Annotated in this window: 12 protein-coding genes; 7 read left to right on the top strand and 5 right to left on the bottom strand. The window is 39.9% G+C overall.

Translation table 11 applies throughout. The annotated features are described in order from the left end of the window. On the bottom strand, positions 1–1,647 hold a 1,647-nt coding region (locus ACT3QQ_RS12380), incomplete at its 3' end, for a MobA/MobL family protein (RefSeq protein WP_444528246.1). 284 nt (positions 1,648–1,931) lie between these two features. Between ACT3QQ_RS12380 and ACT3QQ_RS12375 the strand changes: the two genes are divergently transcribed. The 4 genes from ACT3QQ_RS12375 to ACT3QQ_RS12360 all read left to right on the top strand — a co-directional run bounded on the left by ACT3QQ_RS12375 (position 1,932) and on the right by ACT3QQ_RS12360 (position 8,183). After that, positions 1,932–2,384, top strand: coding sequence for a hypothetical protein (locus tag ACT3QQ_RS12375; RefSeq protein ID WP_444528245.1), 453 nt, complete (start codon positions 1,932–1,934; stop codon positions 2,382–2,384). Positions 2,385–2,450: 66 nt separating this feature from the next. After that, positions 2,451–3,992: a type I restriction-modification system subunit M gene (locus ACT3QQ_RS12370; protein WP_444528244.1), complete on the top strand. Its 1,542-nt coding sequence runs from the start codon at positions 2,451–2,453 to the stop codon at positions 3,990–3,992. Continuing rightward, a complete protein-coding gene (locus tag ACT3QQ_RS12365) occupies positions 3,989–5,089 on the top strand; it encodes a restriction endonuclease subunit S (protein ID WP_444528243.1) in 1,101 nt (366 codons plus the stop codon). The genes ACT3QQ_RS12370 and ACT3QQ_RS12365 overlap by 4 nt, the downstream gene beginning before the upstream one ends. Further along, positions 5,082–8,183 carry an HsdR family type I site-specific deoxyribonuclease gene (locus ACT3QQ_RS12360; RefSeq protein WP_444528242.1) on the top strand — a complete coding sequence of 1,034 codons (3,102 nt, stop codon included), beginning with the start codon at positions 5,082–5,084 and terminating at the stop codon, positions 8,181–8,183. The genes ACT3QQ_RS12365 and ACT3QQ_RS12360 overlap by 8 nt, the downstream gene beginning before the upstream one ends. Before the next feature lie 384 nt (positions 8,184–8,567). Here the strand turns inward: ACT3QQ_RS12360 and codA are convergent, their stop codons facing one another. From codA to codB, 3 genes are read right to left on the bottom strand one after another with little or no spacing between them, the layout of a single operon-like run. Beyond that, a complete protein-coding gene (codA, locus tag ACT3QQ_RS12355) occupies positions 8,568–9,818 on the bottom strand; it encodes a cytosine deaminase (protein ID WP_443505977.1) in 1,251 nt (416 codons plus the stop codon). A 35-nt stretch (positions 9,819–9,853) separates the two neighbouring features. Then, positions 9,854–11,002 (bottom strand): PucR family transcriptional regulator, encoded by a 1,149-nt coding sequence (locus ACT3QQ_RS12350; protein ID WP_442254577.1) that lies wholly within the window; start codon positions 11,000–11,002, stop codon positions 9,854–9,856. Positions 11,003–11,005: 3 nt separating this feature from the next. Further along, positions 11,006–12,262: a cytosine permease gene (gene codB, locus ACT3QQ_RS12345; protein ID WP_252962451.1), complete on the bottom strand. Its 1,257-nt coding sequence runs from the start codon at positions 12,260–12,262 to the stop codon at positions 11,006–11,008. A gap of 1,254 nt (positions 12,263–13,516) precedes the next feature. On the opposite strand from codB, the gene ACT3QQ_RS12340 reads away from it, so the two are divergent. The 3 genes from ACT3QQ_RS12340 to ACT3QQ_RS12330 all read left to right on the top strand — a co-directional run bounded on the left by ACT3QQ_RS12340 (position 13,517) and on the right by ACT3QQ_RS12330 (position 15,136). Next, positions 13,517–13,909: a hypothetical protein gene (locus tag ACT3QQ_RS12340; protein ID WP_444528241.1), complete on the top strand. Its 393-nt coding sequence runs from the start codon at positions 13,517–13,519 to the stop codon at positions 13,907–13,909. 113 nt (positions 13,910–14,022) lie between these two features. Further along, the gene (locus ACT3QQ_RS12335) at positions 14,023–14,229 is read left to right on the top strand and encodes a DUF7336 domain-containing protein (protein ID WP_201586999.1); all 207 of its coding nucleotides are present in this window, start codon (positions 14,023–14,025) and stop codon (positions 14,227–14,229) included. Positions 14,230–14,545: 316 nt separating this feature from the next. Beyond that, complete coding sequence (locus ACT3QQ_RS12330; RefSeq protein WP_095568369.1) at positions 14,546–15,136, top strand: recombinase family protein; 591 nt, start codon at positions 14,546–14,548, stop codon at positions 15,134–15,136. A gap of 253 nt (positions 15,137–15,389) precedes the next feature. On the opposite strand, the gene ACT3QQ_RS12325 is transcribed toward ACT3QQ_RS12330, so the two are convergent. Then, a complete protein-coding gene (locus tag ACT3QQ_RS12325) occupies positions 15,390–15,812 on the bottom strand; it encodes an EamA family transporter (protein ID WP_444528240.1) in 423 nt (140 codons plus the stop codon). Positions 15,813–15,970: the final 158 nt, after the last annotated feature.

Genomic DNA, 15,970 nt, shown 5'->3' with positions numbered 1-15,970 from the left:
TTCAACCAGCGTGTGATCAAAACGTTTGGCCACTTGGCGTAAGTGCGCGGTAAATTCCACCGCTTTATCGTGGTCCTCAATACCATGGTGCTGTGCAAACTCGTTGAGTAGTGCCACTTGCCGCTGATCAAATTTATCAGGGGCGTCATCCGCGGTTTCTCCTTGCGCCCATCTGATAGCCATATCATCACGATGACGTTGTATTAAGCGCATGGCTAGGTGCAGCTTCATACGTTCAACATACTCAAAGATTCTCTCATCTTTGTGACGGTTTGCTCGAGTGTCTCGATCAATGCGTCCTTCTTGTCGATCAAGTCGAGCAGCTCTTGCTCGTCGTGCTGCGTCATCGAAGGGGTTGGGGGCTGGTCTTGCACTTCGCTCAGTTGCTTTGTTAATTTCAATATTTGACTTTCCGATAGCTTCAGTGATTCCCTCAATTGCTTGTTTTGTGTCGTCAATTCTTTGTGTGAGCTTGTTATTTGCTTGTGCTGTGCCATTAATTCTTTGTTTTGTGTCATCACATCGCTTTGGTAGGTTTTCGCATCGTTTAGCTGCCCAAGCAATGCCTGATTTTGCGTTTTCAATGCATCGTTTTGTGTCGTCAACTCGAATTGCCGTTCTATTATCTTGTTTTGTGCAGTATGTAATGTAGTATTCTGAGCTTCCAGAGAGTTGTTTTGCAAAATCAGCTCGCTGTTTTGTGCCTCCAATGCTGCCAGGTAGTCTTGCATTTTTCTCAGTTGCCCAAGCAAGTCCTTTTCTAAGTGCGCTAATTCGTCGCTCATTGTCTGCCTCCTGTTTGATATGGTTGTCAGCCACCAATTTGTTGCGCTCTTTGATGGCGCGGTTGGTATTACCTTTTTCGGTCGTGATGCCTCGGCGCTCCATGGCCGTCGCCTCTATTCCCATTTTAATGGTGGGCTGCTGATCAAGCCCCTGATCCTTGTAACTGCGCGCATCCATCAGCGGTAGATGATATTCGGCCAATACCTTATTGGCGGTATCTACCCACATCTCACGAATACGCTTAATCTCCTGCATCGATGACGGCAGATCATGCGCCTTACGTTTTTTATTAGACCACTCAAACGGGGTCTTAAGCTTTGGATCAAATGCCAAGGTTTTATTAGCTCCAACAAGAGGCGCTCGAGTAGTGACTAAAATATGCGCGTGAAAATTACGGGGATCAGGGTTTTCCTCACCCTCACGCAAATACTTAGAACTTGGCGGTACATTAGGATCGAATGGCAACTTCATCACTGGACGATGGATACACACATCCGCAATCACATCCATATCGTCACAAAGCTTTTGAGCAAAGTTGATAGCCAGTGAATGGCGCTCTTCCTCAGACAACTCATGAGGCAAATTAATCAGCCACTCACGCGCCACCCGACTGTCCGAACGTGTCTCTGCCGCTTCAGCGGTATTCCAAAGTGTCTCTCGATCCACACTCACACCCAGCGCCTTTAGCGAAAATGGCAAAACAATATCGCTACTCATCACCCCAGACTTTTTACTATAGTCATGCGTCTTGCCATATTTGGCATCATCAAGCACATCCCCAGCACGATAGGCCGCCGACGCCACCGCCGACTGTCCTGCTTTTCGAGAAATCGCCTTTGTCGCAATATGTACCATCGTCATAAAGAGCCACCTGCTATTGTTGCTTTTTGCACACCACCGCTTTTTGTGGTGTGCGGGGTTTGGGGTTTCCCCAACGAAGAAGGATTCAAAATTAAGATAGTAACGAAGTGGATAGATTAAATTTTGAGTCGTTACTTCGCCCTTAGTCAGGGGGACGCAACCATCACCCATTAAAATAAAATATATCAGATTTAGAATTATTCTACCTTAAAGAGTAGCATAGATGATTGAATGATGCCTAGCGCCTTGCTATGCTAGATTAATATTAATAAAAGGAATTGATGATGTCTGTATCTATTTTTGATAATCAAAAAGCCAATGAGTTAAAAGAGCGTCAACGCTTAGAGGAGTTAAAGCGTAAAGCTAAGCTGCAACAAGTAAAGCTTGATAAGCGGTTAAACAAACAAAAAATATTGATGGGCGCTTTTTTGGGACAGGTGTTAGCAGGAAAGAGCGATGATGAAAAATTTATTCAAAACTACTTTGCGAAAAACTTTCCAGAGTTTTTAACCAGAAAGTCAGACAAAGAGTTGTTTGCAAGTATGGTGAAAAGCTTGGGGGGCGATATTGGCCTAGATGAAGAGGCGTCTAAAGCTAATGATCAGCCAGCTGAGCAAGAGCATGGACAACATAAGCAACCTGATGATACGGACTATACGGATGATGACATCCGTGAGTTATTCTCAAATCAGCAGGTTGATACGTTAGCGCCCCATGATGACGGTTATCGTGGATAATGTATTTTTAGTTAGGCACAATGTGCGTAATTTTTAGTCTCTTATTTTTTTACAGGATTTTTTATCATGACAAGTACTCAACAACGTGCAGAACTGCATCGACAAATTTGGCAAATTGCAAACGAGGTTCGTGGCTCAGTCGATGGGTGGGATTTTAAACAGTATGTGTTGGGGACTTTGTTCTACCGCTTTATCAGTGAGAACTTTGCCAATTATATTGAGGCGGGGGATGAGAGCGTTAATTATGCCGCTCTTCCTGATGAAGTGATTACTGCTGATATTAAAGACGATGCGATTAAGACTAAGGGTTATTTCATATACCCAAGTCAGCTGTTTGCTAACGTAGCGGATAATGCGCATAGAAATGAAAACTTGAATACGGATTTGGCGGCTATTTTTAAAGAGATTGAAAGCTCGGCCAATGGCTACCCGTCTGAGCCTGATATTAAGGGGCTGTTTGCTGATTTTGATACCACCAGTAACCGATTAGGTAATACAGTAGCGGATAAAAACACTCGTTTAGCGGCGGTGCTAAAAGGGGTAGCGGGCCTTAAACTACATCAGTTTGAGGACAGTGAGATTGATCTATTTGGCGATGCTTATGAGTATCTGATCTCAAACTATGCGGCCAATGCGGGTAAATCAGGCGGTGAGTTCTTCACCCCTCAAAGCGTGTCTAAACTGATTGCTCAAATTGCGATGCACAAACAAGAGACGGTTAATAAAATCTACGATCCAGCTGCAGGCTCTGGCTCTTTGTTATTACAAGCTAAAAAGCACTTTGATAACCACATCATTGAAGAGGGTTTTTTTGGTCAAGAGATTAACCACACCACCTATAACCTTGCCCGTATGAATATGTTTTTACATAACGTGAACTACGACAAGTTTAATATCAAGCTGGGTAATACGCTGTTAGATCCGCATTTTGGGGAGGATAGACCCTTTGATGCGATTGTCTCGAATCCGCCGTATTCAGTGAAGTGGATTGGTAGTGATGATCCGACCTTAATTAATGATGAGCGCTTTGCGCCAGCGGGTGTATTGGCTCCTAAGTCAAAGGCGGACTTTGCTTTTGTGCTGCATGCATTGAACTATTTATCGAGTAAGGGCCGCGCCGCTATTGTCTGCTTCCCTGGGATATTCTATCGCGGCGGTGCTGAACAAAAGATTCGGCAGTATTTGGTAGATAATAACTATGTAGAGACGGTGATCTCCTTAGCACCCAACTTATTCTTTGGAACCAGTATCTCGGTTAATATCTTAGTGCTATCCAAGCACAAAACAGAGGGTAAGACGCAGTTTATTAATGCCAGTAAGCTGTTTAAGTCAGAGACGAATACTAACGTACTGACTGATGCGCATATCGAGCAGATCATGACGTTGTTTGATACTAAAGAAGATACGGATTATTTGTCTGCCAATATTGATAACAGCGCTATTGCTAAAAATGACTATAACTTATCGGTAAGTGCTTATGTAGAAGCAGAAGATACAAGAGAGGTTATAGATATTAAAGCTTTAAATAGCGAGCTTAAAACGACAGTCGCTAAGATTGATAAGCTGCGTGCTGATATCGATAAAATCGTTGCGGAGATTGAGGCATGAGTGAGCTAAGTTATATGGAAAAGCTACTTGATGGAGTTGAGGTTGAGTGGAAGGAGTTAAACACATTAACTAAAGTTTTACGAGGAAAAAGGTTAGTAAAAAGCCAGTTATCTGATAATGAAGAGTTTCCGGTATATCATGGTGGTTTACAGCCTTTAGGTTACTACAATAGTAGCAATAGACCTGCTGATACAGTAATGATTATAAATGTTGGAGCTTCGGCCGGAACCGTCGGTTATAGCTCGACAGAATTTTGGTCGTCGGATGGTTGTTTTTGTATAGAGCATTCAAAGCTATTAAATAATAAATATCTATATTACGTGCTGATAGGGTATCAGCATTTATTAAGATCTAAAGTAAGGTTGGCAGGAATACCTACTCTAGACTCTATTATAGTTGAAAGACTTCAAATACCCATACCACTTCTCAACGTTCAAGCCGAAATCGTCCGAATTTTAGACACATTTACAGAACTTACAGCAGAACTTACAGCAGAACTTACAGCGCGTCAGCAGCAGTATGCGTACTATCGTGATCAGTTGCTGACGTTTGATAATAATCAAATTCAGTACAAAAGATTGGGAGATGTAGTAAATATCAAAAACGGTAAGGATTGGAAAAATCTAGGTAACGGCGACATACCTGTTTATGGTTCAGGTGGTGTTATGACTTATGTTGATACGTATGCTTATGATAAGCCTACAGTACTAATCCCTAGAAAAGGATCTATTACAAATATATTTTACGTTGAGACTCCTTTCTGGAATGTTGACACTATTTATTATACTGAGATTGATACTGAGCAAATCTTGCCGAAGTTCTTTTATTATTATATGAAAACTATTGATTTAATGAAATTAGATACAGGCTCAGGTAGACCTAGTCTAACTCAAGCAATTCTAAATGCTATAGGGATTCCAGTACCTTCTATTGTTGAACAAGAGCGCATCGTCTCTATTCTCGATAAATTCGACGCCTTAACCACATCTCTGACCGAAGGCCTGCCGCGTGAAATAGAGCTGCGCCAACAGCAATATGAATATTACCGTGATCTGCTGTTAAGCTTCCCTAAGCCTGAGGTAGTAGCTCATGACTGACCAAACAAAAACCATTGCTGAATCGAATAATTTCATCGTTTTAAATAAATATACCAAGTGCGATCAGCCTGATGGGGGGTATCAGACTGAAGATGATCTAGAGCGTGAGCTACTCAAAGACTTACAAAACCAGGGATATGAGTTTGTCCCTGGTTTAAACTCGCCTGAAACGATGCTCGCTAACGTACGTGTACAGCTGCAGATCTTAAATGAGGTGCAGTTTACAGATGCTGAGTGGCAGCGCTTTGTGATGGAGTATCTTGATAATCCTAGTGATAACATCACGGACAAAGCTCGAAAGATTCATGATGACCATATCTATGATTTTACCTTTGATGATGGCCACCTGAAGAACATTGCCCTGCTGGACAAAAAAAACATCCCACGTAACAAAGTACAGGTCATTAAACAGTTTGCTCAAAAGGGCACACAAGCCAATCGCTATGATGTAACTATTTTGGTCAATGGCTTGCCGCTTGTGCAAATTGAGCTTAAAAAGCGTGGTATCGCCATTCGTGAAGCATTTAACCAAGTACATCGTTATAGCAAAGAGAGCTTTAACTCCGATAACTCCTTATATAAATACCTACAGCTGTTTGTGATCTCAAACGGCACCGATACCCGCTACTTTGCCAATACCACTAAGCGCAATAAAAACAGCTTTGATTTCACCATGAACTGGGCACGATCAGACAATACCTTAATCAAAGACTTAAAAGATTTTACCGCGACATTCTTTCAAAAAAACACCCTATTAAACGTGCTGATGCATTACACCGTCTTTGATGTGAGTAATACCTCATTGGTGATGCGTCCGTATCAGATTGCTGCTACTGAGCGCATCTTATGGAAGATAAACAGTGCTTATCAATCCAAGAAGTGGAGCACTCTTGAGAGTGGCGGCTATATTTGGCATACCACAGGCTCAGGTAAGACTTTAACCAGCTTTAAAGCTGCCCGCTTAGCAACTTCGCTACCTTTTATTGATAAGGTGTTTTTTGTGGTGGATCGTAAGGATCTTGATTATCAAACCATGAAAGAGTACCAGCGCTTCTCCCCTGATAGCGTTAATGGCTCCGACAGTACCGCAGGACTCAAGCGTAACCTTGAAAAAGACGATAATAAAATCGTTGTCACTACCATTCAAAAGCTAAACAACCTAATCAAAGGTGAGGCTGATTTACCCATTTATCATAAACAAGTGGTGTTTATCTTTGATGAGGCACACCGTAGCCAGTTTGGTGAAGCACAAAAGAACTTAAAAAAGAAGTTTAAAAAATACTACCAGTTTGGTTTTACAGGCACTCCTATCTTCCCTGAGAATGCCTTGGGTGCAGAGACAACGGCCAGTGTGTTTGGCCATGAGCTGCATTCCTACGTCATCACTGATGCCATTCGTGATGAGAAGGTCTTGAAGTTTAAGGTGGACTACAATGATGTACGCCCGCAGTTTCAAGCCATTGAAAGCGAGCAGGACGAGACGAAGCTCACCGCAGCAGAAAACAAGCAGCTGTTATTACACCCTGATCGTATTGAAGAGATCTCAAAGTACGTTTTAAAAAGCTTTAAGCAAAAAACCCATCGCTTAAAAGGAAGTGGTAAAGGCTTTAATGCCATGTTTGCTGTTAGTAGTGTGGACGCAGCAAAGGCTTACTATGAGACCTTGAATCAGCTACAAAAGGACAGCGAGAGACCCTTAAAGATTGCCACTATCTTTTCTTATGCTGCCAATGAAGAACAAGACGCAATCGGTGACATTGCCGACGAAGGTTTTGAGCCTACCGCCATGAATAGCAGTGCCAAAGAGTTTCTAAGCCGTGCTATTCATGATTACAACGAGATGTTTAAGACCAATTACGGCGTAGACAGTAAGTCTTTTCAAAACTACTACCGTGATCTTGCAGGACGCGTTATTAAGCAGGATGTGGACTTACTGATTGTTGTCGGTATGTTCCTCACAGGTTTTGATGCGCCGACCTTAAACACGCTCTATGTTGATAAAAACCTTCGCTATCACGGTCTGATGCAGGCGTTCTCAAGGACTAACCGCATTTATGATGCCACTAAGACCTTTGGTAACATCGTGACGTTTCGTGACTTAGAGCAAGCGACCATTGATGCCATCACCTTATTTGGCGATAGAAATACTAAAAACGTGGTGTTGGAGAAGAGCTATAAAGAATACCTAGAAGGCTTTACCGATATCGCCACCGGCAAAGCCCGCCGTGGTTATTTAGAAGTGGTCAAAGAACTACAACAACGCTTCCCTAATCCTGATGAGATTGTCAAAGAGTCTGACAAGAAGGACTTTGCCAAGTTATTCGGGGAGTATTTGCGTGTCGAGAACATCTTACAAAACTATGATGAGTTTGCAAGCCTAAAAGCACTGCAAGACTTGGATGTGACCGATGCTGACGCTGTTGAGACGTTTAAGGATGAGCATTACCTAAACGACGATGACTTAGCTGCTATGCAAGCCATTAAAGTGCCTGCTGAACGGGAAGTACAAGATTACCGCTCAACCTATAACGATATACGTGATTGGCTGCGTCGTGAAAAATCAGCTAAGGAGCAAAGCGAGTCCTCGCTTGACTGGGATGAAGTGGTTTTTGAGGTGGATCTTCTTAAGTCGCAAGAGATTAACCTTGATTACATCCTCGAGCTGATTTTCGAGCATAACAAGAATACCAAGGATAAGTCTGCCTTAGTTGAAGAAGTGCGCAGAGTGATTCGAGCAAGCCTTGGTAATCGCGCCAAAGAAAGCCTGGTGGTAGATTTCATCAATAAAACTAACTTGGATAACATCCCTGATAAATCCAGCATCATTGAGGCCTTCTTTAACTTTGCTCAAATAGAGCAGCAGCGTGAAGCCCAAGATATGATTGCAGCAGAAAATCTTAATGAAGAGGCAGCTAAGCGTTATATAACGGCATCTTTAAAGCGTGAGTACGCCAGTGAGAATGGTACGGAGCTAAATGAGGTCCTACCTAAGCTAAGTCCTCTTAATCCACAGTATCTCACCAAGAAGCAAAGAGTTTTCCAGAAGATATCGGCTTTTGTTGAAAAGTTTAAAGGCGTGGGTGGGAAAGTGTGATCGATGATGGTGAGTGCTCTAGATGCTGCGCAACTAAAATACCCAAGTTAAACTTTACAGGTTTGACGGCAGGGATTAATCTGACCCCTGCCGTCAATTTCATCCACTCAAGCTGGGAATATTCTAGTCAGACAATTAGCAGAATTTTTTAGGTATACCGTATTGTGTGTAACTGCTATTTGCTAACAGGGTATAAGCAGTTACACAAAGTTTGGGAAAGGCTCGCTGGAGAATTATACAAAATTCTTTTTCGGACATAATATATGGTTTGCTTGAACCATACCCCTAGAGATCTTAAAAGATCTCCAGTTACACAGAATCAGGGATGGGCTCCAAGAAAATACTCTTGAACGCATTTTTAGTGGCTCGTAAAAAACCATTCTTTTATTCAATTAACGGTATCGTTTGATTCAGAGTAGCAGGTTGTCTAGATATGAGTATCTCTCCCTCTCTTACAGAGTATAAAACATCACCTTGTTTTTGGATTACTTCGACATCATTGCTACCTTCAAGAATAATAAAGTTTGCAGGTTTACCTACTTCTATACCGTAGTTTTCAGATATATTAAGCGTTTTAGCGCCATTATCTGTAATTAAGTCTAATGCAGTTTCTAGATCCTCGTATCCCATCATATGACATGAGTGAATCCCTGAGTCTAGAACACGAAGTAGTTTTCCATTACCTAGTGTATACCATGGATCTTGTATGGAGTCTTGACCGAAACATATATTCATTCCAGCATCTTTTATCTCTTTAACTCGTGTGATACCTCGAATCTTAGGATAACCATCAAATCGTCCTTGTAGATGCATATTTTCAGTAGGAAGAGCAATAAAATTTATTTTAGATTTTTTTAGTAAACGAAACAATTTGGAACAATACGCATTGTTATAAGAGTGCATTGCAGTCGTATGGCTTGCTGTCACTCGTTCTCCAATTCCTTTTTCTAAAGCGGCTGTAGCCAATACCTCCAAAAACCTTGATGCGCCATCGTCGATTTCATCACAATGGACATCAACTAACTTTCCATGCTTTTCTGCAAGGTCGATGATCCATCGCATCGACTCAACCCCATATTCTCTAGTATATTCAAAATGAGGAATACCACCGATGACATCAGCACCTTGTTCAAGTGCTTTTTCCATTAGCTGCTTACCGTTGGGAAAGGACAAAATACCTTCTTGGGGGAATGCAACTATTTGTAAATCAATATAAGCACTGAGTTTTTCTTTTAAAGCGACTATTGCTTTTAAGGCAACTAATTCAGGATCGGTAATATCAACATGTGTTCGAATATGTTGAACGCCATTTTCGACCAATAGTTGTACGGCTTTTAATACTCTTCGCTGAACATCTTCGCTAGTTAACATTGGCTTACGTTCAGCCCAACGCTCTATCCCTTCAAACAACGTGCCACTTAAATTCCAGTTTGGCTCGCCTGCTGTAAATACAGCATCAAGGTGAATATGAGGCTCAACAAATGGAGCAGACAGTAAATTCATTTTTGCATCAAGACTTGACTCTAATGGAATGACTAAGCCATCTTGCTCGATAATACTTACAAATCTTCCATTTTCGCATTCAATGCTATGTAAGCCCTGTTTACCGCGAAGTTTTGCATTGTTAATAATCATAATATCTCCTAATTGATAATCATATTTTATAAAATTTAACTGATGAAACGAGCTGCAATGAGCGCTATTTGTAAACTTAGTCGCTGCTGAGCATTGCTTAAATTAATACCCGTCAACGTTTCAATCTTTTGTAATCGATTAGATAAAGTGTTTCTATGTATATTCATTGCCAATGCTGTCTGACGCATCGAACATAAATTATCAAAATAGCAAACTAAAGTAGTTTTTAGAACCAAACTCTGAGTATCGTGTTTGTTGAAAATATCACCTAGATACTGACGACAAAAAGATTCAATTTCATTGTTATCGACATGAGTAAAAAGCTGAGCAATACCTAACGAGTTGTAATGTATAACTTCGTTTCTATCATTATCTCTATGAAATTTAGCACTTTGCCTTGCCTGTGAAACTGCTTTATAAATGACTTTTAATTCTTTTGCATCGCTAACACCAATAGTGCAGTGAAAGCCATATGCAAGCAGTTTTTGATGCAGTTGATTCCATCGTTTCATACTATCATCACAGTATTCTGCTGATGTCGGCATAATCGCTAGCCAACCTTGATGCAGCTCTGTAATAGGAAGTTGCACACCCTCGTTCAGCATGAACTGACTAATTAAGTAATCTCCTTTAATGACCTCTTCATCAGTAATACGATTGAATTTAATAAAAGCGACAGATAACTGTTGATCGGGATTAAGTCCTATTTCTGTGGCTTTAATCAAATCTATTTCAGACATGCTTGGGTTATCTGCTAAGTTTCGTAGAAACCAACGATTGGATTTATTATTGAGACCATCCATAATGATCGCATTAGATAATATTTCGGTAACATTGACCATTGGCAATGAATAAGGCTGTTCAAAAATAGGAAAGTGTTGTTCATTAGCAAAATCTAAAACTTCAATAGGAATGGTATCTAGATAGGGTGAGTGGGTTAAAATCACTAACCCACTCGTACATTGCTTTTTTGCTTTTTCAATGAGAGTAATAAGTTCTTGAACAGTCCACTTCCAATTTAACCCTGTAACAAAGATCAACTCTCCACCTTTTGTCCAATTTTCAATCTCTGTGTTTTCTGCAATATAGGGCCAGCGTATCGCATTTTTACTGCCCTGCAGACCGGCTCTAAATCGAAGAGCTTCTAGTCCACTTATTTGATTTAACGATCCAATAGATATCATTAATTAAATACTCTGTTCTTGTTGAGTTTTTACAGTAGAGAGCTTCAATAATATTGTATAAGCAATAGCAGAAGTAATAATGCCAACAAGTGGAGCAATCCAAGGTGAAGCGTAAGCACAACCTGAACCAATCACGTAAGCTGATAATCCAACTATATTGTACTTTGGTAATTCGATACTGCTTAAATCTGGCATATTACCTTTATATTTCACCCAAAAATCTGTCATGATAATCGCACCAATTGGTGGAATGAAGGTCCCTAGAAGTATTAGAAAGGGTATTAGCATGTTATACATGCCCATGACAGCTAATACAGTGCCTAATGCAGCACCGAATAGGGTGACTAAACGCCTTTTATCTGTTCTGAACAAGTTGCATCCTGCAGCTGCAAAATTGTAAATAGTATTATCTTGGGTAGTCCAAATATTAGTGAATAGCATTAGGATAGCGACAAGCATGAAACCTTGAGCAACAAGCACATCAACGATATCCGCTTGTTGATAGATAGCAGTACCAAAAGCACCGACAAATACCATCAAGCCATTGCCAATAAAAAATGCTGCTAAAGTACTTATAACCGCTACTTTTCCTGATTTAGCAAAACGGCTCCAATTTGTCGCTTGCGTGCCTCCACTTACAAAAGTGCCAAATACCAAGGTAATTGCAGCTGCGATTGGCATACTCTCCGTGGGCTCAATAGCTATAAATTCGGAAATACCACCTATATCGAGAATGCCTTTGTAAAAACATAAGCCTATAAAAAATAGCATCGCAGGTACGGAGACTTTTGAAAGAATTTCTAACGCTTTATAGCCTATATAGGCACTGATACAAAACCCAAAACCAAAAAAGATCATCAATGGCGTGAGCCATGTATCTGGTAATTCCAGCAACTTGACAATGATAATGGCAATCGTCGCAGTACCCCATGCATACCAACCGATTTGTGTAAATCCTAATACAAAGTCAGATAACTTACTTCCATTTAGTCCAAAACAATATCGACCTAACAACACGGTGTTTAAACCAGTTTTACATGCAATGTAACCTAAGCTTGCTGCATAAGATCCAAGCAATAAGTTACCTATGAATATAATAGAAATTAGCTCGTAAAATGAAAATGATTTACCAAGTGTACCGCCTGCCCACATTGTAGAAGTAAAAAATGTAAAGCCCAATAATATTGACATCATGGACCATAAACCTTTTCTCTTGTCAGTTGGTACAGCACTCAAAGGGTAGTCGTCAGATTGATTCATTATTCAATATCTCTAATTTGGAGGTTGTAACTTACAAATAGCAACCTTTATGCCAATATTAAAAAGAAAAAAATAAGTGACAAAACAATCATTAACCCTTTCCGTAAATGTACCATATGAACAGTACCTGTTTTAGTGAGGAATGAGGTTGTTTGGAGAGTGCGAACGGATGCACCAAATTAATCTTTGCATGTCCTTAAATGGTGCATGGTGATCTCTCTAATAAGTAAGAGCAGTTCCGAATGAAACAGTTTTAGGACTGTTGTAGGCTTAGTAATTGAAAAGAAGATGAATAACGGAAAGGTAAAGCATGAGGGTTTTATTTCGAATGCAAGAATCTCTAAGTAATAGCAAGTATATCTCTTGCAAAATTACCAATTCATTAACTTTCGCTGACGGATTTACGAGGGCTAGAAATAGCTTATGTGAGGGAGTCTAGTGGATTGAAACTATAACTGATGTAAAAATCATTAATGGACGAGAAGGGGTTCATGTGAACTTGAGAAAATATTTGAATCCATGCACTAGATAAATAGCTTAATAAAAAATCTCGGCTTCTTTATGATAAGTTAGAGCTGAAATATATATAGTCAGCTCAAAATAAAATTGTTATGGTTAGGACAGCCCCGAATAATATTTACAATTGAAACAGAGACTTGCGGGGATAATTCTAGTTGTACAGAGTTTGGAAAAGTCCTCAGTCGGTAGGAATTTTACCGCAGCTTGGTAGGAATATGATCACAGCTTGGTAGGAATTTTACCGCGGCTATATTCTGTCCAATGACCTATAAAATCTTGTGAGCTCTCCATGCGTATCCGATATTTAAGTACCGTTTGTACGCTATCACACTAAATGACGCAGGAACGCATGCTGTTCTTAAAGTGTCTATTGCTCCTCTGAATTTTATTGAGTATACCTATGGCGAATCAATCAGGTGCCTTCACTGGTTCGGTCCCCTAGTGAGGACTTGAATACTCGGCTGCGTGCTAATGTTATCAATGGTTTTGCTCAGTGAAATAGTCGCAGTGTACTTCGTGGTGTACCTAACATACATATTCTATCTGTGATCGGTGCGCTATACAGGCATCGAACAGTATTTCAACAACGGGAGTTATGGAAGATAATTGTTGAGAGAACTCGTTGTACTCTGATTCTATTGGATATAACTTTAAAAATGACATTGTATTTTTGATGTATTATCTTGCCTAACAACCTTATTAACACATCTATTATCAGATTATACAATGACTCATATGAATCCAACACTTGTTCTAAACCTACCTCCAAAATTCATTAGCTTATTGCAAGAAGCAGTAGCTTATCGCATTAGTTCTATGCAACATTTGTTAGACAATCCTAGCATTTCAGATGAAGAGTTAGCTGAAATTGATTATGGAAACGATCAGATGATTTTACAAATCATTAATGATGACCTAAGAAACATAAACAATCAAATTAAAGCTGATTTCTATCAGCTGAGTCAAAATGAAAGTTCGACTCAAACGACTCTTAAGTTATTTGGCAAACCAATTGACGAGAAAGAAGAAATAATCTTTGTATTCTCAGCCAAATCTTACGATGATGCTATGACCATTAGGAATCGTTTTTTAGGCTTTCCGTTGTATAAGCCTATGCCTGATAATTAATGTATGTAGACATTTTTGAATTTTGGTCTACCTAAACCATAGTTGATAACCGTTAGTTTTCAACTCTAGAATATATTATTCTTAACTTATCTGTTTTTTTAGGGAGGTTTGTAATGACTACGGTTGTATATCATCTTGAACATACAGTTAAAGGCTTAGATGATAGTACTAAGATGCTAGGTATCTACAGTACGAGAGAAGAAGCAGAAAAAGCGATAAATTTCCTTAGCGATAAACCCGGTTTCAGGGATTCATTAGACGATTTTCTAATCGATGAATATGAGGTTGATAAAATCTGTTGGTCTAGTGGTTTCGGCTAATAGCCCCGATCTAAGCTATTTGATGCCTGTATAGATTCCTCATAGATATACCTTAGCGGAACCAGCTATCTCACCCTTCAAACATATTAACAGACTACTTAAAGCAGACTGTTAGCATGGAACCATCTATAACAGACTTTTGAATTATAAGACTGGCTGCTGTGCTTTTTTCCTATCATTAGCCTATACCTAAAAAATAAAACCTCTAAACGATACTCTATCTATCATTAGACTTATTTCTATTATTAAATGATATTAATATCATGATATTATCAATGGACATTAATTTATAAGTCTAAATAATATAGGTGGCGTTATGACCGTTCGTATTTATGTGAGAGCCAGCACTAAGGATCAAGACGCTAAGAGAGCCTTGTCTGACTTGATTAGCTTTAGCCAAAGCTATAACGATAACCTTGTTGAGTACGTTGAGCATTTCAGTGGTACAAAGCTCGATAGGCCAGTATTAGCTAAGCTATTAAAGGACGCTGATCAAGGCGATATTCTGCTGGTTGAAAGCGTGGACAGATTAAGCAGGCTATCTCAAGATGATTTTGCAATTCTAAAGCAGCGCATCAAAGACAAGGGCTTGCGATTGGTGGTGGCTGATCTACCAACTACGCATACGGTAAGTAAAGGCATGACAGGTGAGATCCTAACAGTGATTAACCATATGCTGATCGACTTATTAGCAACGATGGCAAAGCTTGATAACGATAAGCGTAGAGAGCGTATTAAGCAGGGGTTGGCGAACAGTGGTTATAAGCCCACTGGTAAGAAGCCTAATACAACGAAACACAATCGTATTAAAGAATTAGCCAGTCAAAACAATATGACGAAAGAGGAGATTGCTAAGGCGGTTGGTGTTGGGGTGGCTACGGTCTATCGGGTGTTAAAGCAGGACTAACAGCTGAATAGTTGAGGTATTTTAAATAACAGTTTGTCTTTTTTATAGACACGATACTATTAGATACATAAGAACCAACTTGGAAGTTTTTAATCATGCAACCGACTTATTATAGTGTCTAACAAGTAATCTACAGTTTCGTCAAGCATGAACCGATGTAAACGTTAAATAACATTTTAGTCTGATTCATAACTTTTATTATTTCTTATTATTTATGGCACATCAGCTTGATTAGGTTTTAAAAGCTATTATCCTACCCAGTTTTTTGTCTAAGCCTCATAGATTCGAGAGTAGCTAGCCATATCAAAGGTAGGATAATCAGCGCAGAACCTATTAACAAAGTCATATTTGGTACTTCGTTAAACCATATGATTCCAACCACCACCGCCCCTAGTAAACCTGAGTATTCCGCACTAGAGACTTTGTATGCTTCAATGTGTCGGTACACCTGTACGCATATACCCGCATAAATCAAAATAAATACATTTGAACTGGCGGCCGTAATCAATGAGCGCCAATCAAATGGCTGTCCTTCCCAAATAGCCAAACCAAGCGCAAATGGGATTCCTAATAAATTGGTCAAAAGTAGAGTTTGATAGACAGTATGATGTTGTGGAAGTTTACGAACTAACAGATTGTTTAGCGCCATGGTTACCGCCACTATAAGGGCAAACACCGCCCCTAAATTGATCTGTTTCGGTTGTACGATAACGAGGATACCAGCAAAACCTAATATAGAGGCTGCGATAGTCGGAAAGTTTAATCTGTCTTTATAAAACTTAGATTAACACACCAAGTGCAACGCTAATTAATATTATAGAACGCCTGCATAGG

It is taken from the genome of Psychrobacter sp. AOP7-A1-24 (assembly GCF_052376235.1).
Lineage (GTDB): Bacteria > Pseudomonadota > Gammaproteobacteria > Pseudomonadales > Moraxellaceae > Psychrobacter.
The sequence above is the reverse complement of the archived record's forward strand: the minus strand, read 5'-3'. Positions and strand labels throughout refer to the sequence as shown.